The sequence below is a fragment of the Streptomyces hundungensis genome, assembly GCF_003627815.1.
GTDB classification, from domain to species: domain Bacteria; phylum Actinomycetota; class Actinomycetes; order Streptomycetales; family Streptomycetaceae; genus Streptomyces; species Streptomyces hundungensis_A.
Window position 1 is genome coordinate 730655 of sequence record NZ_CP032698.1, and the last position, 19166, is coordinate 749820.

Annotated in this window: 18 protein-coding genes and 1 pseudogene; 9 read left to right on the plus strand and 10 right to left on the minus strand. The window is 70.6% G+C overall.

The window, feature by feature from the left end; translation table 11 throughout:
- Positions 1 to 5 precede the first annotated feature (5 nt).
- Genes DWB77_RS03320 through DWB77_RS03330 form a run of 3 tightly spaced genes read left to right on the plus strand, consistent with a single transcriptional unit; the run spans position 6 to position 4218 of the window.
- Positions 6 to 1478 carry a S8 family serine peptidase gene (locus DWB77_RS03320; protein WP_162952392.1) on the plus strand — a complete coding sequence of 491 codons (1473 nt, stop codon included), beginning with the start codon at positions 6 to 8 and terminating at the stop codon, positions 1476 to 1478.
- Positions 1475 to 3991: a S8 family serine peptidase gene (locus DWB77_RS38720; protein ID WP_246033386.1), complete on the plus strand. Its 2517-nt coding sequence runs from the start codon at positions 1475 to 1477 to the stop codon at positions 3989 to 3991. The genes DWB77_RS03320 and DWB77_RS38720 overlap by 4 nt, the downstream gene beginning before the upstream one ends.
- Before the next feature lie 5 nt (positions 3992 to 3996).
- Positions 3997 to 4218: a hypothetical protein gene (locus DWB77_RS03330; RefSeq protein WP_120719796.1), complete on the plus strand. Its 222-nt coding sequence runs from the start codon at positions 3997 to 3999 to the stop codon at positions 4216 to 4218.
- Positions 4219 to 4290: 72 nt separating this feature from the next.
- On the opposite strand, the gene DWB77_RS03335 is transcribed toward DWB77_RS03330, so the two are convergent.
- From DWB77_RS03335 to DWB77_RS03350, 4 genes are all read right to left on the minus strand, one after another.
- Positions 4291 to 5184 (minus strand): glycoside hydrolase family 19 protein, encoded by an 894-nt coding sequence (locus DWB77_RS03335; protein WP_120719797.1) that lies wholly within the window; start codon positions 5182 to 5184, stop codon positions 4291 to 4293.
- Positions 5185 to 5385: 201 nt separating this feature from the next.
- Positions 5386 to 7854 (minus strand): excinuclease ABC subunit UvrA, encoded by a 2469-nt coding sequence (gene uvrA / locus DWB77_RS03340; protein WP_120719798.1) that lies wholly within the window; start codon positions 7852 to 7854, stop codon positions 5386 to 5388.
- Positions 7855 to 8026: 172 nt separating this feature from the next.
- Entirely contained in the window at positions 8027 to 8446 is a 420-nt protein-coding gene (locus DWB77_RS03345) for an ATP-binding protein (RefSeq protein WP_246033387.1), read from the minus strand.
- A 176-nt stretch (positions 8447 to 8622) separates the two neighbouring features.
- Positions 8623 to 9741, minus strand: coding sequence for an FAD-dependent oxidoreductase (locus DWB77_RS03350; protein ID WP_120719799.1), 1119 nt, complete (start codon positions 9739 to 9741; stop codon positions 8623 to 8625).
- A gap of 69 nt (positions 9742 to 9810) precedes the next feature.
- On the opposite strand from DWB77_RS03350, the gene DWB77_RS03355 reads away from it, so the two are divergent.
- A complete protein-coding gene (locus tag DWB77_RS03355) occupies positions 9811 to 10500 on the plus strand; it encodes a TetR/AcrR family transcriptional regulator (protein ID WP_120719800.1) in 690 nt (229 codons plus the stop codon).
- Between the two features lie 99 nt (positions 10501 to 10599).
- Positions 10600 to 10953 (plus strand): NTP pyrophosphohydrolase, encoded by a 354-nt coding sequence (locus DWB77_RS03360; protein WP_120719801.1) that lies wholly within the window; start codon positions 10600 to 10602, stop codon positions 10951 to 10953.
- 98 nt (positions 10954 to 11051) lie between these two features.
- On the opposite strand, the gene DWB77_RS03365 is transcribed toward DWB77_RS03360, so the two are convergent.
- The 5 genes from DWB77_RS03365 to arsM form a co-directional block, all read right to left on the minus strand.
- Positions 11052 to 11498, minus strand: coding sequence for a hypothetical protein (locus DWB77_RS03365; RefSeq protein WP_120719802.1), 447 nt, complete (start codon positions 11496 to 11498; stop codon positions 11052 to 11054).
- Positions 11499 to 11606: 108 nt separating this feature from the next.
- Positions 11607 to 13724 carry a glycogen debranching protein GlgX gene (gene glgX, locus DWB77_RS03370; protein WP_120719803.1) on the minus strand — a complete coding sequence of 706 codons (2118 nt, stop codon included), beginning with the start codon at positions 13722 to 13724 and terminating at the stop codon, positions 11607 to 11609.
- Positions 13725 to 13791: 67 nt separating this feature from the next.
- Positions 13792 to 14049, minus strand: coding sequence for a hypothetical protein (locus tag DWB77_RS03375; protein WP_120719804.1), 258 nt, complete (start codon positions 14047 to 14049; stop codon positions 13792 to 13794).
- 4 nt (positions 14050 to 14053) lie between these two features.
- Complete coding sequence (locus DWB77_RS03380) at positions 14054 to 14269, minus strand: hypothetical protein (RefSeq protein ID WP_120719805.1); 216 nt, start codon at positions 14267 to 14269, stop codon at positions 14054 to 14056.
- A gap of 128 nt (positions 14270 to 14397) precedes the next feature.
- The gene (gene arsM, locus DWB77_RS03385) at positions 14398 to 15285 is read right to left on the minus strand and encodes an arsenite methyltransferase (RefSeq protein ID WP_120719806.1); all 888 of its coding nucleotides are present in this window, start codon (positions 15283 to 15285) and stop codon (positions 14398 to 14400) included.
- A gap of 101 nt (positions 15286 to 15386) precedes the next feature.
- On the opposite strand from arsM, the gene DWB77_RS03390 reads away from it, so the two are divergent.
- The 3 genes and pseudogenes from DWB77_RS03390 to DWB77_RS03400 form a co-directional block, all read left to right on the plus strand.
- The gene (locus DWB77_RS03390) at positions 15387 to 15788 is read left to right on the plus strand and encodes an ArsR/SmtB family transcription factor (RefSeq protein WP_120719807.1); all 402 of its coding nucleotides are present in this window, start codon (positions 15387 to 15389) and stop codon (positions 15786 to 15788) included.
- The gene (gene arsB, locus DWB77_RS03395; RefSeq protein ID WP_120719808.1) at positions 15785 to 16903 is read left to right on the plus strand and encodes an ACR3 family arsenite efflux transporter; all 1119 of its coding nucleotides are present in this window, start codon (positions 15785 to 15787) and stop codon (positions 16901 to 16903) included. Before DWB77_RS03390 ends, arsB begins: the two co-directional genes overlap by 4 nt.
- Before the next feature lie 85 nt (positions 16904 to 16988).
- A pseudogene (locus DWB77_RS03400) lies at positions 16989 to 17327 on the plus strand (arsenate reductase ArsC); the annotation flags it as partial.
- 52 nt (positions 17328 to 17379) lie between these two features.
- Here the strand turns inward: DWB77_RS03400 and DWB77_RS03405 are convergent.
- Positions 17380 to 18141, minus strand: coding sequence for a metallophosphoesterase family protein (locus DWB77_RS03405; protein WP_120719809.1), 762 nt, complete (start codon positions 18139 to 18141; stop codon positions 17380 to 17382).
- 196 nt (positions 18142 to 18337) lie between these two features.
- Between DWB77_RS03405 and DWB77_RS03410 the strand changes: the two genes are divergently transcribed.
- Positions 18338 to 19012: a class I SAM-dependent methyltransferase gene (locus tag DWB77_RS03410; protein WP_246033388.1), complete on the plus strand. Its 675-nt coding sequence runs from the start codon at positions 18338 to 18340 to the stop codon at positions 19010 to 19012.
- Positions 19013 to 19166 lie beyond the last annotated feature (154 nt).

Consider the following 19166-nt stretch of genomic DNA (forward strand, 5'->3'; position numbering starts at 1 on the left):
CCAGCATGACCCCTCGAAGAACCCTTACCGCCGCGCTCACAGCCGCCGTCCTCGGCGGTCTGCTGTCCGCGGCGCCCCAGTCCGCCACCGCGGAACCGCAACAAGATCCCGGCCGGCGCGTCATCGTCACGCTGGCCGGGGAAGCCGCCCTCGCGGGCAAGGGCGCCGTGCGCTCCGCCGACACCGGCCGGGTCGACGCCGATCGCGTCGCCATCGCCGCCCGCCAGAAGTCGTTCCTCGACCGAGCCAAGGGCGCGGGGCTGCACACCTCGTCGACGCGCAAGCTGAACCTGCTGCTCAACGCGGTCGCGGTGACCGTGAAGAGCTCCGAGGTCGCCGCCCTTGGCAAGCTGCCCGGGGTGGTGTCCGTGGTCCCCGACGCCAAGATGCGCGTCCTCACCGACGCGAGTGTGCCGCTGATCAACGCCCCGCAGGTGTGGCAGCGCAAGGATCCGGCGGGCCACGGCGCCGACGGCCGGGGCACCACCGTCGCCGTCCTGGACAGCGGGGTCGACTACACCCACCCCGACCTCGGCGGTGGTTTCGGCGAGGGCCACAAGGTGGTCGGCGGCTACGACTTCGCCAACGGCGACGGCGACCCCATGGACGACAACGGGCACGGCACCCACGTCGCGGGCATCATCGCCGGCAAGGCCGCCGAGAAGGACGGCGTGACCGGTGTGGCGCCGGGGGCGAGCATCCTGGCGTACAAGGTCATGGACGACGCCGGAGAGGGCTACACCTCCGACATCGTGGCCGGCATCGAGGCCGCCGTCGACCCGGCCAACCCCCATCGCGCCGACGTCATCAACCTGAGCCTCGGCGGCGTCGGAGACGGCACCGATCCGCTCGGGGCGGCCGCAACGGCCGCCGTCAGGGCGGGAGTTGTCGTCGTGGCCTCCGCGGGCAACGAGGGCCCGGGCGGCAACACCATCAGCACCCCGGCCGCCGCCGACGGCGTGATCGCGGTCGGCGCCTCCATCAGCGGGCTGCGGATACCCGCCGCCGCCTACAAGGGCAGCGGAAAGATCCAGATCTATCGCGGACTCGTCTCCGCCAACCCGCCCGTGAAGCCCCTCACCACCCCGCTCGTCGACGTCGGCCGGGGCACCCCGGAGGAGTGGGACAGGGCGGGTGACGTCACGGGCAAGGCCGTCCGCGTGGACATGCTGGTGGCCCAGTCCTCGCTCGACCTCTACATGACCGAGATCGACATGGCCCGTGAGGCCGAGCGGCGCGGGGCGGTCGCTCTCTTCGGCGGGCCGTCCGGGAACAGCGGCCCGGTGTTCGCCGCGCCGCACTCCACGGAGCAGGGCCCGCTGCGCTCCTCCGCCGACGGTTCGGTCCCGCTCGTGGCGCGGACCTCGCTCAAGGACTCCGGCGACTCGCTGCGCATGGACCGCATCGTCATGTTCGGCATGGACTCCACCCAGTACGCCGAGCTCGGCCGCCGCCTCGCCGGGGCAAGGTCGAGGTGACGATCACCGGTACGGACGTCACGGACCGGATGGCGTCGTTCTCCTCGCGCGGCCCCGACCAGCGCTGGAACCTGAAGCCGGACCTGGTCGCCCCCGGCTACGACATCCGCTCCACCATCCCCAAGTCCCTTTACGCGCCGGGTTATTACCGCATGTCGGGTACGTCGATGGCGGCGCCGCACGTCGCGGGCTCGGCCGCCCTGCTGCGCCAGCTGCACCCGGGTGAGGCGCCCGCGAAGATCACCTCGGCACTGGTGGGCTCCAGCAAGCGGCTCGGGGATTACGGCGCGAGCACCGTCGGCTCGGGGCGCCTCGATGTCGCCGCGGCCGCGGACGCGGCGGACACCGGCATCACCACCACCCCGGCGACCCTCTCCTACGGGCTCGCCGACCTCGCCACCCGCACGGTGGGCGGCAGCAAGAAGCTCACCGTCACCAACTCCGGCACCAGGGCCCGTACGGTCCGGCTCGCGGTGAGCGGCGGGGCCCGGGTCAGTCCGGACGCCCTGCGCATCCCGGCCGGGGGCAGCGCCACGGCGACCGTGACTCTGCGGGCCGACCGTCCCGCGGGCGAGGCCGAGATCTCCGGCACGGTCACCGTCACCCCGGATCACGGCAGCGATTTGCGCGTCCCGTACCTCCTGGTCGTACGGCAGCTGTTCCTCCAGGCCGGCCCCGACCCCAGCGACGGCACCTCCAGCGCCGTCGTCTTCACCCCGGCGGCGCTCGCCGAGCCGCCCGTCCTGACCGTCACGCCGCCGCACGGCAGGCCCTACACGGTCGCCACCACGCCGCGCTCCGGCAACGTCTACGAGGCGCGGATCACCGGTCGCGGCGTCGGCGCCCATCTGGTCTCCGCGAGCGGCCGCACCCTCGACGGCAAGACCCTCACCGCCAACCAGGACGGCTTCGAGGTCACCCCCGAGAACAGCCGCCGCTCGCGGTGGCAGCCCGTCGGTCCGAACTCGGAGAGCGGCGACATCACCACCGCGCCGAGCGCCCCGGGCGCCGCCGTGCTCACCCAGTACGGCAAGCTCGGCCCCTGGTCGACCGCGGACAACGGCGCCACCTGGCAGCAGCACACCCGGCTGCCGCTGGGTGACGTGGCGGGCCGCGCCTTCACCGCCATCGACCCGAAGAACGCCAAGCGTTGGTGGTACGCCGCCAACAGCAGGTCCGGCATTCCCCGCAAGGGATCGATCCTGCGCACCGACGACGCCGGCCGCACCTGGGCGACCCTGAACACCCCGGACGCGTACCTCACGGACTTCCTCACCGACGAGACGGGCAGGACCCTCGTCGCGGTCACCGCCACCGACCTGCTGATCAGCAAGGACGGCGGCGACACCTGGACCACCGAACCGCTCGGCCTCCCCGTCGACCGGATCTACGACGTGGCGATCGGCGGTGACAGCCTCTACTTCTCGGCGGGCAAGTCCCTCTGGAAGCGCGACGGGCTCTCCCTGGGCGCCCTGGGCAAGGCGACCAAGGTGTACGACTCCCCCGGCGGCAGGGTCTCCGTGAACGTCGTGGCGGACAGCCAGGTGGTGGCGGTCTACGAGATCGGTTCGGGCATCGTCGGCTCCTTCGACGGCGGCCGGAGCTGGGCCACCCTCGACAACCACGGCCCCGGCGCCACGGGTCTGACGCTCACCGGCGGCGACCTGTACGCCGGCTACGGCAAGGAGATCCGGGTCGGCCGTGACCACGGCCGTCGCTGGGCGGCCATCCCCTCTCCGAACAAGGCCTCCACCACCTCCGACTTCGACCGCTGGGCCGACGGTTCACTGACCGTCTCCGCGGACGCGGCCGGCGTCTACCGGGGCACCCCCGACGGCAAGGACTACCACCGGCTCGGCGTACAGGGCGGCACGGTCAACTCCCTTGCCGTCAGCGGCGATCGGCTGCTCGCGGCGGGTCCGCAGGGCACCCACCGCACCTCGCTGCCCGCCTCCGGCGCGGAGTGGGGCACCACCGGCGGCGAGGGCATGATCGGCGCCGAGACCCGGCTGCTCCAGGCCTCAGCGAAGGACTCGCGGATCGTGTGGCGGGTGCGGTACAGCGCCTGGGGCGACTTCCACCTGCAACGCAGCGGCGACGCGGGAGCCACCTGGCAGGACAAGGGCCAGAGCAACGGCACAGTGTACGCCTTGTCGGTGCACCCCGCCGACCCCGACCGCGTGTACGTCGCGTACTCCAACCTGCTGGGCAAGGGCCTGTTCGCCACCGAGGACGGCGGCACCACCTGGAAGAACCTCCTCCACGACCAAACGCACTTCACCGCGGTCGCGGGCGACCCGAAGAACCCCGAGCGGCTGTGGCTCGGCGCCCCCGACGGCCTCTACCGCTCGGACAACGGCGGCGACGACATCACCAAGGTCGCCGACGGCCGCGTCGACACCATCGAGTTCGCCGGCTCGAAGATGCTGACCGGCGGGGACACGATCAAGGTCTCGACGGACGGCGGCCGGACCTTCCGCACCGCCGACACGGGTCAACTACCCTGCGCGTAGGCGACTTGATCACGGTAGGTGAAACCCTGTACGCGGCCACCACCAGCTCCTGGGACGCGGCCCTGCCGCGTGGCGGCCGGGGCGTCCTGCGCTCCACGGACGGCGGCCGCAGCTGGCAGAACATCTCCAACGGCCTACAGAACCTCAACGCCACCAGCCTGGCGACCGCGGGCGGCTGGCTGTACGTCGGCACGGTGCGGGGAGGTGTGCACCGCATGAAGCTGTGATCGCCGTCCGCACGTCGGTGTGCCCCCGCCGCTTCCCTTGCGACGGGGGCACACCGGCATCGTCCGTACCCGTCAGCAGCTCAGGTTGCCGCCGGCCGGGACTCCGAGGATCGAGACGAAGCTCTGATAGGCGTTGATCCGGCTCTGCACTTGAGCCGGGTTGCCGCCGTTGCACTCGATGCTGCCGTTGATGCTGCGGATGGTCTCACCGAACCCGGCGCCGTTGACCATGGCGTTGTGCGGGGTCATGGTGCCGGGGCCGCTCTGCGTGTTCCAGTACCACAGGCCGGTCTTCCAGGCGATGGCCGAGTCGCTCTGCACGAGGTTCGGGTTGTGCAGCAGATCGATGCCGAGCGCGTCGCCCGCCGCCTTGTAGTTGAAGTTCCAGCTCAGCTGGATCGGGCCACGCCCGTAGTAGGCGGACTGGCCGGCCGGGCATCCGTAGGGCTGTGTCGCGTCGCAGTAGTGCGGGTAGTTGGCGGTGTTCTGCTCGACGATGTAGACGAGGCCGCCGGTCTCGTGGCTGACGTTGGCGAGGAACGCCGCGGCCTCCTGCTTCTTGACCGTGTCGCTGCCGGTGGTCGCGAAGCCCGGGTACGCGCTGAGCGCGGCCGTCAGACCGCTGTAGGTGTAGAACGAGTTCCGGTTCGGGAACATCTGGTTGAACTGGGCTTCGCTGACCACGAAGGAGCCGCTGGAGGGCGGCGTGGTCGAACCGCCGCCGCAGGCGCCCTGGTCGGCCCAGACCTCGGCCACGCCGGGCGTCTCGCCCTGAGTCCACCACTTGGCCTGCCAGTTGTGGCTGTTGTACGAGGCGGACATGCCGCCGGTGTACACCGAGGAGGAACTCCACGCGCCGACACAGCCGGCGGCGGCCGAGGCGGTGGACGCCAGCGGCACGAGGAGGGCGAGCCCCAGTGCGACCGCGAACGCGGTGAGAAGTGCGATGAGCCGTTGTCTCGACACGCGACCACTCCTTCTAGGAGTTGAGGGGGGATCACGCCAGACTCAAGCGGAATGGTCTGAACCTGTCAAGGTCCAGACCAATGTGCGGTGCGCCCTGCGAGCAGCGAGACGCGCCCGCCCCGCGAGCCGCAGCCGCAGGCGTCGTCCGCTCAGGGCAGTGCTTGCCGGTGCGTCAACCGCCGTGCGGGCCGCGCCCTGTCGTCAGGAGCGGGCGAGCCGGGCCGCGAGGTAGGGCGCGGTGGCGCTGCGACGGGACTTCGCCACCTTGGCCGGCGGGCCTGCCGCGACCACGCGGCCGCCCGCGTCGCCGCCGCCCGGCCCGAGGTCGATGACCCAGTCGGCGCCGGCGATCGTGTCCAGGTCGTGCTCGACGAGGACGACCGTGTTGCCGGCGTCGACGAGCCGGTGCAGTTGTCGCAGCAGCAGCGCGATGTCCGCGGGATGCAGCCCCGCCGTCGGCTCGTCGAGCAGGTAGAGCGCGTGCCCGCGGCGGGCCCGCTGGAGTTCGGTGGCGAGTTTGATGCGTTGCGCCTCACCACCGCTGAGTTCCGTCGCGGGCTGCCCAAGACGCAGATATCCAAGGCCCACCTCGCGCAGTGTCTCCAGGCTGCGGGCGGCGGACGGGACGGCGGACAGGAATGCGGCGGCGGCATCGACGGACAGGGCCAGCACTTCGGCGATGTTCTTGCCGCGGTAGGTGACCTCCAGCGTCTCGGCGTTGTACCGGGCGCCCTGACAGGTCGGGCACGGCGCATAGGTGCCGGGCAGGAACAGCAGTTCCACCGCGACGAACCCTTCGCCCTGGCAGGTCTCGCACCGCCCGTCGGGCACGTTGAAGGAGAACCGCCCGGCGGAGTAGCCGCGCGCCCTGGCCTCGTCCGTCGCCGCGTACAGCTTGCGCACCGCGTCGAACATGCCCGTGTACGTGGCCAGGTTGGAGCGGGGTGTCCGGCCGATGGGCCGCTGGTCGACCAGGACCAGCCGGTCGAACGACTCGACCCCCGACGCGTCCTGGACGTCGACCTCCAGGCGCGCCTCGTCGGGTTCCTCGGGTACGAGTCCGAGGTGGCCGCGGACGACCTCGGCGAGCACCTGTGTCACCAGCGTGGATTTGCCGGAACCGGACACGCCCGTCACCGCGGTCAGTACGCGCAGCGGCACCTCGACGGACACGTCGTGGAGATTGTGGCGGGAGACTCCGCGCAGGCGCAGTCGGCCGTGCGGTGTGCGCGGGCGGTGATCGAGCGGCCGGGCGCGCCCGAACAGGTACTGGCTCGTGGCCGACTCCCGGACCTGTTCGAGTCCGGCGACCGGGCCGCTGTAGAGCACGCGTCCGCCGCCCTCGCCGGCGCCGGGGCCGATGTCGACCACCCAGTCCGCGCGCCGTACGACGTCCATGTCGTGCTCGACCACGAACAGGGAGTTGCCCGCCGCCTTGAGGCGTTCCAGCACGTCGAGGAGCGGTTCGGCGTCGGCCGGGTGCAGGCCGGCGGAGGGTTCGTCGAGGACGTAGACGACGCCGAAGAGACCCGAGCGGAGCTGGGTGGCGATCCGCAGGCGCTGCGCCTCGCCGGGCGACAGGGTCGTCGAGCGGCGCCCGAGGCTGAGGTATCCCAGACCCAGCTCCAGCAGTACGTCGACCCGGGCGACCAGATCGCGGCAGATCCGGACCGCGACCTCGGTCGTCTCCCCCGACCTGGCGGACGACGTGGCGGCGTCGGCCTTGGCCCTGCCTGCGACGGGCCGTAGCAGCGCCACGACCTCGGTGAGCGGCATGGCGTTGACCTCGGCGATGGAACGCCGGGCGAAGGTCACGGCCAGCGCTTCGGGCCGCAGTCCGCTGCCGTGACACTCCGGGCAGGGCACGCTCCTGACGAACCGCAGCGCCCGTTCGCGCATCCTCTCGCTCTTGGAGTCGGCGAGGACGTGCATGACGTGTTTGCGGGCGCTCCAGAACGTGCCCTGGTAGCCGTAGTCGACGCGTTCCTCCTCCGGCTCGATGTACACGGAGGGCTGCTCGTCCGTGTACAGCAGCCACTCGCGGTCCTTCTTCCTGAGCCTGCGCCACGGCCGGTCGATGTCGATCCCCAGGCCGTTGACGACACTGCGCAGGTTGGCACCCTGCCAGGCGCCCGGCCAGGCGGCGATCGCCCCCTCGCGGATGCTCAGCGAGGGGTCCGGGACGAGCAGGTCCTCGGCGACGTCGTGCACGACGCCCAGTCCGTGGCACTCCGGACAGGCGCCGGCCGCCGTGTTGGGTGAGAAGGACTCGGCTTCGAGACGGTCGGCCCGGGGCGGATAGGTACCGGCGCGGGAGTACAGCATGCGCAGCAGGTTGGACAGGGTGGTGAGGGTGCCGACCGTCGAGCGCGAGCTGGGCGAGCCGCGTCGCTGCTGGAGGGCCACGGCGGGCGGCAGGCCGGTGATTTCCTGGACGTGCGGCGCGCCGACCTGCTGCAACAGTCTTCGGGCGTACGGCGCCACGGACTCGAAGTAGCGCCGTTGGGCCTCCGCGTAGAGCGTGCCGAACGCGAGCGAGGACTTGCCCGAACCGGAGACGCCGGTGAAGGCGACCATCGCGTCCCGCGGAACGTCGACATCGATGTTCCGCAGGTTGTTCTCAGTGGCGGCCCTGACGTGCACGAAGGGGTCGCTCGCGTCCTTGTTCACCGTTCCTGACTACCTCATCGCGCCGCGAGCCGCGCGACGGGCGCCGCCAGCAGGCGCGCACCGAAGGCACCCTGGACGTGCTCGGCACACCGGCGCGCCCCCGCTCCTCCCCATGACGTCAACGCGCCCCAGAACAACCGGACTTGACGATCGCGGCAGTCGTCGTTCGCGGCTAGCAGAGTGCCATTCGGGTCGACCCACGGCCGGCCGGACGGTTCGCCGGTTCCGCGTCGGCCGCGTGCCATTCGGCTCGGACGGTCTTGCCGTGCGGGTGCGGCAGAACGGTGAGCGAGGAGGTCAGGTCTTCGGCGATGTGCCATCCCATGCCGCCTCCCTCGGCCAGGTCGGGCCGGCGCGGGGCCGGAGGAGCGGTGCTGGTGTCCTGGACGTCGGCGGTCAGGACCGGGCCCTGGCAGCGGAGGTACAGGAGCCAGTCGCCGCGTTCCGTGTGACGTGCGGCGTTGCCGACCAGTTCGCTGACGACCAGCACGACGGCGTCGCGGTCGACCCACGGGCAGGCGTCCCGCACATAGTCGGCGGTGGCACGGCGGGCCTGGGCCGCGTCTGCGGCACGGGATTCGATGACGAGCACGGGATGCTTCCACCCTTCTTCGAGGAGCGAGTGTTCTGCCGCGCCCGGCCTTCGCCCCGGACTCGGCATTCTCCAGTGCACCGCCATGCGGTCCGCGCGAACATCGGCCATCGAGACGGTCTCGGTCCCGCCGCTTCGGGCCATTGGTCCCGCGTCGGCAGGACGGCTCGAAGGGATCAGGATGGCTGGACCTGGTCGAAGAGGGCGAGGGCTTCCGTCGGGTCCGCGCTGACCAGGCGTTCAAGGCCCGCCGTCGTGATGCGTGCCCATCTGGCGGCCCGCACCCACATCCTTTCCTCGAAGGCACGGACGGCGTCGTCGAGGTCGTCCGGCCCCAGGGCGATGGTCTCGGCGAGTTCGGCGCCTTCCAGCATCGCGAGGTTCGCGCCTGCTCCGAGCGGAGGCATCAGATGGGCGGCGTCGCCGAGGAGCGTCACCCCGGGGACATGCGTCCAGGTGTGGGACACCGGCAGGACGTGGAGGGGGCGGTGGACGAAGGCCGTGCCGTGGCGCAGGAGGTCGAGGACGGGCTCCGCCCAGTCGTGGAAGCGGGCCAGCAGATGCGACCGCACGGCCTCGACGTCGGTCAGGTCCAGGTGCGCGTGCCAGTCGAGCGGTGCGCGGAACCTGGCGTACACCTTGACGTGCCCGCCGCTGTTGCGCTGGGCGACGAGGGAGCGGTGCACGCCGTACACGGCCACCGAGCCGCCGCCGATCAAGCGGGCGAGGTCGGGGTGGCGGTCGTCGACGTCGTCCAGGAAGGTCTCCATCGCGGTGACCCCGGTGTACTGCGGTGTCGCCGGTGACACCGCGGGGCGGGTCCGGGACCAGGCGCCGTCGGCGCCGACGACGAGGTCGAACGTCTCCTGCCGCCCGTCGGCGAAGTGCACCGTGGCGCCGTTCCGACCCTCCGGCTCCACCCGTGCCACCCCTCGCCCCCACTGGACGTCGAGGGGCCCGAGCAGCAGGTCACGCAGGTGTCCGCGGTCGATCTCCGGGTTGGCCCGTTCGTCCGGGCCGGGCCGCCAGTCGCGCAGTACGGTTCCATCCGTATCCAGGATGCGCATGGCCTGCCCCTCGGGACGGGCCAGCGCCTGGAACTCCGCCAACAGCCCCGCCTTTCCCATGGCGAGCTGGCCCATCCCTTCGTGCAGGTCGAGCGTGCCGCCCGCGGGTCGGGCGTCGGGGGCGGTATCGCGTTCGAAGACGGTCACGGGGATGCCGTGGCGGTGCAGGACGCGGGCGAAGGTGAGCCCGCCGGGGCCACCCCCGATGGTTCCGATACGCTGTCTCATATCGATACACCGTATCGGTACGCTTCGACACACGGCAAGGCTCGACGGATCGGCACGTACGGTGTGGGCATGACTGTGTGGGACCGTCCGGAACCGACGACTCGCCCCGTGCCGCTCGACCGGGAGCGCATTGTCGCCGCCGCCCTGGCGCTGGCCGACGAGGGCGGGCTTGAAGCGGTGTCGGTACGCAAGGTGGCGGCCCGCCTGGACGCCGGCCCGATGCGGCTCTACAGATTCGTCTCCTCCAAGGAGGAGTTGTTCGACCTCATGGTGAACGAGGTCCAGGGCGAGATCGTCCCGGAGGGGCAACCGGCGGACTGGCGCGAGACGTTGAGTGCCCTGGCCCACCGCACGAGGCAGGCCGCTCTGCGTCATGAGTGGCTCGCCGACCTGCTCGGCGGCCGTCCGGCCCTCGGCCCGAACGGTCTCGCCGTGGCCGAGGCGACGCTCGCCGCCTTCGACGGCCTCGTGGACGTCGACACCGCCATGCGCGCCGTGGAGACCGTCAGCGCCTACTACATCGGCGCGATCCGACGGGAGATCGCCAACCTGCGGGCCGAGCGCGCCACGGGTCTGTCCAAGCACGACTGGCAGCGCGCGTCCGGCCCGCACTTGACGCACATGCTGGCCACGGGCGACTTCCCAGCGCTGGCCAAGATGGTCCACGACGGTACGCACGTGGACGCCGAGACATCCTTCACGACCGGCCTGGAGTGGATCCTCGACGCGGTGTCCGCCAAAATCGGCCCGCCCGCCTGAAAACCCTCTGGAGGAGCAGGTGGCAGAATCACGGCACATGACCGGAGAAGGAATGCGCAGCACGCCACGCCAGGCGGCCCGTTGGGGCGGAACCGGGTCATGAGCGGGCGCCCCGTGCTGATCGTCGACGCGGCGAACGTCGTCGGATCCGTGCCCGACGGCTGGTGGCGCGACCGCAAGGGAGCGGCGGAGCGCCTGCGGGACCGACTTGCCGAACGGCACGTTGGCGAGGAGGTCGTCCTCGTCGTCGAAGGAGCGGCCCGGGGCGTCGAGTCCGTGCCCGGAGTGCGGGTCGAGTCCGCGTCGGGCAGCGGGGACGACCTCATCGTCGAACTCGCCGCCGCCCATGCCGACCGTCCCTGCACGGTCGTGACCGCGGACCGCGAGCTGCGCGAACGGGTCAGGGCGTACGGCGCCGAGTGTGTCGGCCCCCGTACGGTGCGGCCCGCCTGAGCCTCGGTCCTGGTCCTTGACCGGTCCTCCAACACCTTGGCGCCCGGGTCATTCGCGGCCCGCGCCGGTCTTCGTCCGCACACGCCGGGTGGAGGGAATCAATCGCGCTCGGGACGCGTCCGGGCAGGGCTGCCCGGGGGCGCCCAGGGCTCCGGGAGGGGCGGCGGCCCGTCCAGTGCGCCACGGAGCTTCTCCTTGAGGGTTTTCGGCGGCGCTTCGGCCTCCTTCCGCGCGTGCACGAGGCGGGCGGCCGACACCCGGATGTGGCACACCCGTTGACGCTGCCTCACCAGCACCACCCAGGTGCCGTCCCGCCCGAGGAACGCCTCCCGGGCCGGCTCGTCACCGGGCCGGGCACGTCGGGCAAGGGCACGCGGTATGTAGTGCAGGGCCGCGTCCTCGGCGGCGGCGACCGCCTCCGCCTCGTCCTGACCGATGCGGTACGTACCCGCCAGCGTCCAGCGGTGCAGCCGCAGAGCGACGCCGTCGGCGCGCTCGTTGGTCCAGGTGTCCTCCTCGATGAGGACATGCCACTCATGGGTCACGACGTACTTCTCCCTGCCTTGTCGGTGCGGGAGTTCATACTGGACCACGCCACCGCGCATGGCATGGCCGGCCCGGTTGGCTGGTTCGACGAGCCGTTGCCGCGGCCGTCACTCCCTTCGATCGCGCCGCAGCACCCGCAGACTGTGGGCCTCCATCGGGAATTCGGCCTCCGCCGTGATCGGCGCGCCGTCCGCGTCCGCCGCCGGGTCGGCCGTGTCCAACACCAGCTGCCACTCCTCGCCGAACGCCGCCGGCGGCAGACGGAAGTCAATGGGCTCCCGGTAGCTGTTGAACAGCAGCAGGAACGTGTCGTCGGTGACGGGTCGTCCCCGGGCGTCGCGTTCCATCGGCTTGTCGGCGCACAGATACACCGCGAGGGCGTGTGCGTCGCCGCGCTTCCAGTCGTCGTCGTCCAGCTGGCACGCGTCGGGCCGCAACCAGACCACCTCGGCGCGCTCGGGCGGGGTGTCCGGGGTCGGGCCCACGGGGAAGTGGCGCCGGCGCAGCCCGGGGTGGGCGTGGCGCAGGGCGACCACGCGCCGGGCGAAGTCGAGCAGCCCGCGCCGCTCGTCGTCCAACTCCCAGTCCACCCAGGAGAGTTCGTTGTCCTGGCAGTAGGCGTTGTTGTTGCCGCCCTGGGTGCGTCCCAACTCGTCGCCGTGGGCGAGCATGGGTACGCCCTGCGAGAGCAGGAGGGTCGCGAGCAGGTTGCGCTGCTGGCGCGACCGCAGCTCCCGCACGTTCGGGTCGTCGGTCTCACCCTCGACCCCGCAGTTCCAGGACCGGTTGTCGTCCGCGCCGTCCCGGTTGTCCTCGCCGTTGGCCTCGTTGTGCTTGCTGTCGTACGAGACGAGGTCGCGCAGGGTGAAACCGTCGTGTGCCACCACGAAGTTGACGCTCGCACGTGGCCGTCGCCGGTCGTGCTGGTAGAGGTCGGAGGAGCCGGTGAGCCGGGACGCGAAGTCGGCCAGGGTGTCGTCGTCGCCCCGCCAGAAGCCGCGTACGGTGTCGCGGTAGTGGCCGTTCCACTCCGACCACAGGGCCGGGAAGTTGCCCACCTGATAGCCGCCGTCCCCGATGTCCCAGGGTTCGGCGATGAGTTTGACCTGGCTGATCACCGGATCCTGCTGGACCAGGTCGAAGAAGGCCGAAAGGCGGTCCACCTCGTGGAACTGACGCGCCAGCGTGGCCGCGAGGTCGAAGCGGAAGCCGTCGACGCGCATCTCCGTGACCCAGTACCGCAGCGAGTCCATGATGAGCTGGAGGACGTTCGGATGCCGCATCAGCAGGGAGTTGCCGGTACCGGTGGTGTCGAAGTAGTGCGCCGGGTCGTCGTCGACGAGACGGTAGTAGGCGGCGTTGTCGATGCCCCGGAACGACAGTGTGGGCCCCTGATCGTTGCCCTCCGCCGTGTGGTTGAACACCACGTCCAGGATGACCTCGATCCCGGCGGCGTGCAGGGACTTCACCATCTCCTTGAACTCCACGACCTGCTGCCCCCGGGTGCCGGCCGCCGCGAAGCCGTTGTGCGGCGCGAAGAACCCGATGGTGTTGTAGCCCCAGTAGTTCGACAGGCCGCGGTCCACGAGGAAGCCGTCCTGCGTGAACTGGTGCACCGGCATCAACTCCACGGCGGTGACGCCCAATTCCTTGAGGTGGTCGATCACCTCGGGGTGCGCGAGGCCCGCGTAGGTGCCGCGCAGCTCCTTCGGCACGCTCGGATGACGCATCGTCAGACCACGTACGTGAGCTTCGTAGATGACGGACTCGTGGTAGGGGTGGCCCGGGCGCCGGTCCCCCTCCCAGTCGAAGCTGCGGTCCGTCACGACGCCGAACATCCCGTGCCCGGCGCTGTCCAGGCCGTTGGGCGTCCCGGGGTTCTCCGGGTCGGCGCTGAGCAGCGAGGGGTCGCCGTCGAGTTGCCCGTCGACGGCGGTGGCGTACGGGTCGAGGAGCAGCTTCGCCGGGTCGCAGCGCAAGCCCTCGGAAGGGCGGTACGGCCCGTGCACCCGATAGCCGTACCTCTGCCCGGGGCCGACCCCCGGCAGATACGCGTGCCACACCGAACCGTCGGCGTCGGTGAGCGGCACGCGTCTCTCGGCGCCCCGGTCGTCGAACAGGCAGAGCTCCACCCGTTCGGCCGCCTCGGAGAAGAGGGCGAAGTTGGTTCCGGCGCCGTCGTGAACGGCACCGAGCGGATAAGGACGACCAGGCCACGTCTCCATGCACGCATCAAAACACGAGACCCTGGACGGCACTCCTCGACGACACTCCCCGACAGGGGCGCGGGCGTCAGGCTTCGACGTACGCGACGATGGTGATCGTCCTCAGGGCGGTGACGTAATAGATCACGCGGACCGCGTCGATGTCGTCCGCGTAGTCGCGCAGCAGGGTGCCCGGCACCTCGGTGCCCAGCTCCGGGTTGACGCTGACGGCTACGATCGCGCGGTCCAAGCGGTGCGTCTCGCTCGCGCTGAGCTTCGCCAGCTGGGTGAGCGCGGGCTCCACCATGACGACGCGCGAGCGGCGCGCTCCCTGATCAGGCGACATGCGGCTACTCGTCCACGACGCGGGCGAGGTGGGCGTCCCGCGCGGTTTCCCACGGCACGCCGGACTCGGGCGAGGGGTAGCCGTGGGCGGCGATGTCCTCCAGGACCGAGGCGAGGGCATCCGTCCTGGCGCGCTCCGCGGCCGCGTACGCACGGGCCGCTTCGGCGGCATGCTCATCGAGGGGCTGGCGGGCGGGCGCGGGGGCCGGTTGCTGGCTCATCCGGGGCTCCTGGACGGTCATCTGTCGTGTGCCACCACGGTATCGCCGGGCCGGCCGGCCAAACCCCGATTCCCTCAATCCCGCCCGGGCCGGAGCACCGCCCGCGACGGGCGGGCGCCCGCCTGCCGTCAGGCGCAGTCGCAGCCGGATGCACTCTTGGCTTCGGCGACGGTGCTGTTCGGGTCGTCGGCCTGTTCGGCGGTCGTGCAGCAGGCGGTGACGCCGCAGCAGGAGTCGCCGGCCGTGCTCGACCCGGACTCGTCGCTGGTGATGGGCTTGGTGGCGCGGACGATCGCGGAGTGCATGCCGTCGGCGACGGCATGGGTGGGGCGAAGTTCGATGTGGGTGAAGCCGACGGCTTCGAGGCCTCGGCGGTACTCCCCGAAGGAGAGGGCCCCGGCGATGCAGCCGACGTAGTCGCCGCGCTCCGCCCGCTGGGCCGGGGTGAGTTCGTCGTCGGCGACGACGTCGGAGATGCCGATCCGGCCGCCGGGCTTGAGGACCCGGATCATCTCGGCGAAGACGGCGGGCTTGTCGGTGGACAGGTTGATGACGCAGTTGGAGATCACGACGTCGATCGTGTTCGCGGGGAGCGGGATCGCCTCGATGGTGCCCTTGAGGAACTCGACGTTGGTGGCGCCCGCCTTCTTCTGGTTCGCCAGCGCGAGGGCGAGCATCTCCTCGGTCATGTCCAGGCCGTACGCCTTTCCGGTGGGGCCGACGCGACGGGCGGAGAGCAGGACGTCGATGCCGCCGCCGGAGCCGAGGTCCAGGACGCGTTCGCCCTCGTGGAGGTCGGCGACGGCGGTCGGGTTGCCACAGCCGAGCGAGGCGGCGACGGCTTCGGCGGGCAGGGTGTCGCGCTCGTCGGCGGCGTAGAGGGTGGAGCCGAAGTTGTCGTCGACCTCGATGGCCTGCGGCCCGCAACAGGTGGTTCCACCCTCGGTGACCTGCACGGCAGCCGCGGCGTAACGTCGGCGGACGGTCTCGCGGAGGTCGATGTGGGGCTCGGTCATGGCGGTGACTCCTTGGTCGTGGGGCACGGCCCCGATGGAGCTGCATTGACGTTTCTCGATGCAAGCTTGCGACTTGAATCGAGGCCTGTCAACATAGAAGCATGTCGAAACAAGAATTGGCGGTGCTCGGCCAGGACGGGGCGGCCTGCTGCCCGGCCCTGCTGACTGCGCCGATGGGACAGGACCAGGCCGAAGAACTGGCGAAGGTGTTCAAGGCTCTGGGTGATCCGGTCCGTCTCCGCCTGCTGTCGATGATCGCTTCGCAGGAGGACGGGGAGATCTGCGTGTGCGACCTGACCCCGGCCTTCGATCTGTCGCAGCCGACGATCTCCCATCACCTCAAGCTCCTGAAGCAGGCCGGACTGATCGACTCCGAGCGGCGCGGGACCTGGGTGTACTACCGCCCCCTGCCCGCGATGACGGACAAGCTCGCCGCGGTCCTCACCCGGCCGCAGGCCGCCGATCTCCACTCCCCGAGCGAACCGGCCGGAGCGGCCTCGTGACCCGGCCGAGTGCCGCCCCGACGGGTTCGGTGGCCGGGCGACTCTCGCTGGTGGACCGCTTCCTGGCCGTGTGGATCCTCGTGGCCATGGCCGCCGGCCTCGGTCTCGGCCGTCTGGTGCCGGGCCTGGGGGACGTACTGGCGAAGGTGACCGTCACCGGCGTCTCGCTGCCGATCGCGCTCGGCCTGCTGGTGATGATGTACCCGGTGCTGGCCAAGGTCCGCTACGACCGCCTCGACACGGTCACCCGCGACAAGAGACTGCTGGTTCCGTCGCTCGCCATCAACTGGCTCGTCGGCCCTGCGGTGATGTTCACCCTGGCCTGGATCTTCCTGCCGGACCTGCCGGAGTACCGGACCGGGCTGATCATCGTCGGGCTCGCCCGCTGTATCGCCATGGTCATCATCTGGAACGACCTCGCCTGCGGTGACCGCGAGGCCGCCGCCGTGCTCGTCGCCCTCAACTCGGTGTTCCAGGTGATCGCGTTCGCCACCCTGGGCTGGTTCTACCTCTCCGTCCTGCCCGGCTGGCTCGGTCTGGAGCAGACCGCGCTGGACGTGTCGGTGTGGGAGATCGCCCGCAGCGTGCTCATCTTCCTCGGCGTCCCGCTGATCGCCGGTTTCGCGACCCGCAAGCTGGGCGAGAAAGCGCGGGGCCGGAGCTGGTACGAGACGCAACTGCTCCCGAGGATCGGCCCGTTCGCCCTGTACGGGCTGCTGTTCACGATCGTGGTGCTGTTCGCCCTCCAGGGCGAGGCGATCACCTCCCGTCCCCTCGACGTGGTGCGGATCGCGCTGCCGCTGCTGGTGTACTTCGCCGTCATGTGGGCCGGGTCGATGGCGCTGGGCAAGGCCGTGGGCCTGGGGTATCCGCGGGCGACCACGCTGGCCTTCACCGCCGCGGGCAACAACTTCGAACTCGCCATCGCGGTGGCGATCGCCACCTTCGGCGCGACCTCCGGCCAGGCCTTGGCCGGCGTGGTCGGTCCCCTCATCGAGGTGCCGGTGCTGATCGCGCTGGTCTATGTCGCCCTGGCCGCCCGTCGCTTCTTCCCCCAACCCGACCCGGTGGCCTACCCGTTGGCCCCCGTCGAGGAAGGTTCCCCCAGTGTCTGAAACCGTGCCCGAGACCGCGTTCGAAACCGTCTCCGCCCGGCCGTCGGCGCTGTTTGTGTGCGTACACAACGCCGGACGCTCACAGATGGCTGCCGCCTTCCTCACCCGCTTGTCCGACGGCCGGGTCGAGGCCCGCTCGGCCGGGTCCGCGCCGGCCGAGACGGTCAATCCGGCGGTCGTCGCGGCAATGGCCGAGGTCGGGATCGACCTGTCCGCCGACGTGCCCAAGGTACTGACCCCCGAGGCGGTCCAGGCGTCCGACGTGGTGATCACGATGGGCTGCGGGGACGCCTGCCCGGTCTTCCCGGGCAAGCAGTATCTGGACTGGAAGCTGGACGATCCCGCCGGTCAGGGCATTGAGGCCGTCCGCCCGATCAGGAACGAGATCGAGACACGCATCCGCGCGCTGCTCGCCGAGCTGCTCGGGGGCGGTGACGGTACTTGCGTCAGCTGTGTGGCCCGTTGTGGCGCACCAGTCACGGCGCATCACTGTGGCCGCCCCGCGGCGCGAAGATTCCCAGAGCGTCAGCGTCGGTTGCCCGAGCGCGAAGGAAGTAGTCGGCCCACTCGGCGATCTCGGGGTAGGAGGAGTCCTGCGTGACCTGGGTGATGGCGGCCTCCACGTCGAAGCTGGTCGAGCGTAGGTCGACGCCGGGGCCCAGCAGCGCCCAGTGGGCTCCCGCCCGGCCATAGGGCATGCCGATGCTGCCGGGGTTGATCACGAGTCGGCCGTGGGCGAGGCGGACGAACGGCATGTGTGTATGTCCGCAGACCACGGTGCGAATATCGGAGTCGAGTTCGCTGAAGACCTCTTGCCAGCGTTCGAGGGGTGAGTCCACGAGGACGATCTCTTCATCGTCACGCGGGGTGGCATGGCAGAACAGCACCTCCCCCAAGCCGCGCACGGGCAAGGAGAGCGATCGGGGCAGCCGGCCGAGTAGGTCGAGATGGTCTTCGCGTAGCTGTTCGGCGGCCCAGGGAGCAAGGGGATCGGGGATCGAATCGCGTTGGCCACGGCGGTATTCGAGGAGTTCACGGTCGGCGTTGCCGCTGATCCAGACGATGCGGTCGCCGAGACCGATCAGCAGGTCGAGGACCTGACGGGGCTGCGGGCCGGCGGTGATGTCGCCGGTCAGCACGATGCGATCGGCGGCCCTTACGTCTGGTTCGGCGAGCACGGCCTCCAGAGCGGGCAGCACTCCGTGGATGTCGGACAGGACGGCTACTCGGTTCAACATGGGCACCACTGTGGGATGAGGTGCGCTGGGATGAGGGATTGTTCGCCGGGCGCGTAGTTCGCGGCGGCGAGGTACGGGATCTTTACGCGTTTGGGCCTGAGCCCCGCCGGGGCGCGGCAATCGGCGAGCCGGGTAGTGGAATTGCCTGCATCTCTGCGGATCCGGCCCCCGACGCCCAACTCCGTAACCTGTGCGGGTGACCGATACCAAGCCCCTTTCCAGTACCGCCGGTTATGGCGAAGCCGCGGACACGCTGGTCGAGCAGTACGAGAGCGTCTCCTTCGCCGATGTCCACCGCGACGTACTGCACCTGTTCCCCGTGCGACCCAGCGCGATCCTCGACATCGGAGCAGGCAGCGGCCGCGATGCCGCCGCACTGGCCCGCCAGGGACACATGGTCGTCGCCGCTGAACCTACGGCGGAACTCCGTGCCCTGGGTCAACGGATCCATGGTGACCGGAAGTTCGAGTGGGTCGATGATTCGCTGCCCGAAATGCGGATGCTTCGCAGTCGCGCCCAGCGGTTCGACCTGATTCTTCTGACGGCTGTATGGATGCATCTGGACGCGCTCCAGCGGGCGTTGGCGATGAAGAGCATCACCGACATGCTGGCTCGCGAAGGACGCGTAGTCCTGTCCCTGCGACACGGCCCCGTCCCGGCCGGCCGGCGGATGTTCGACGTTTCGGTGCGCGAAACGGTCGACCTCGCGCGTGGCCACGGCCTGAGGGTGGTGCACCACAGCGAGCGGGAGGACCCGCATGCCCGGCATGGCGTGCGCTGGAGCTACTTGGGATTGCAGCAGGAGACTGCCGCCGATACCCCAGTCCAGCGCGGTCAACGCCGTTCATCCCGATTTCATCGGTCTTCGTAAACTCGCCGAGTGAGGACTGCAACACCTGTAGCTGAGATCACGAACAAACGCCGGGTCGGACGAAGTGTCTGAGGCCTTCGGCGACTCGCCCTGCTCCCCGGGAAGTTCACAGCCTCACTAAGGAAGTCACATGCGAAGACATCTCAAGAGCGTC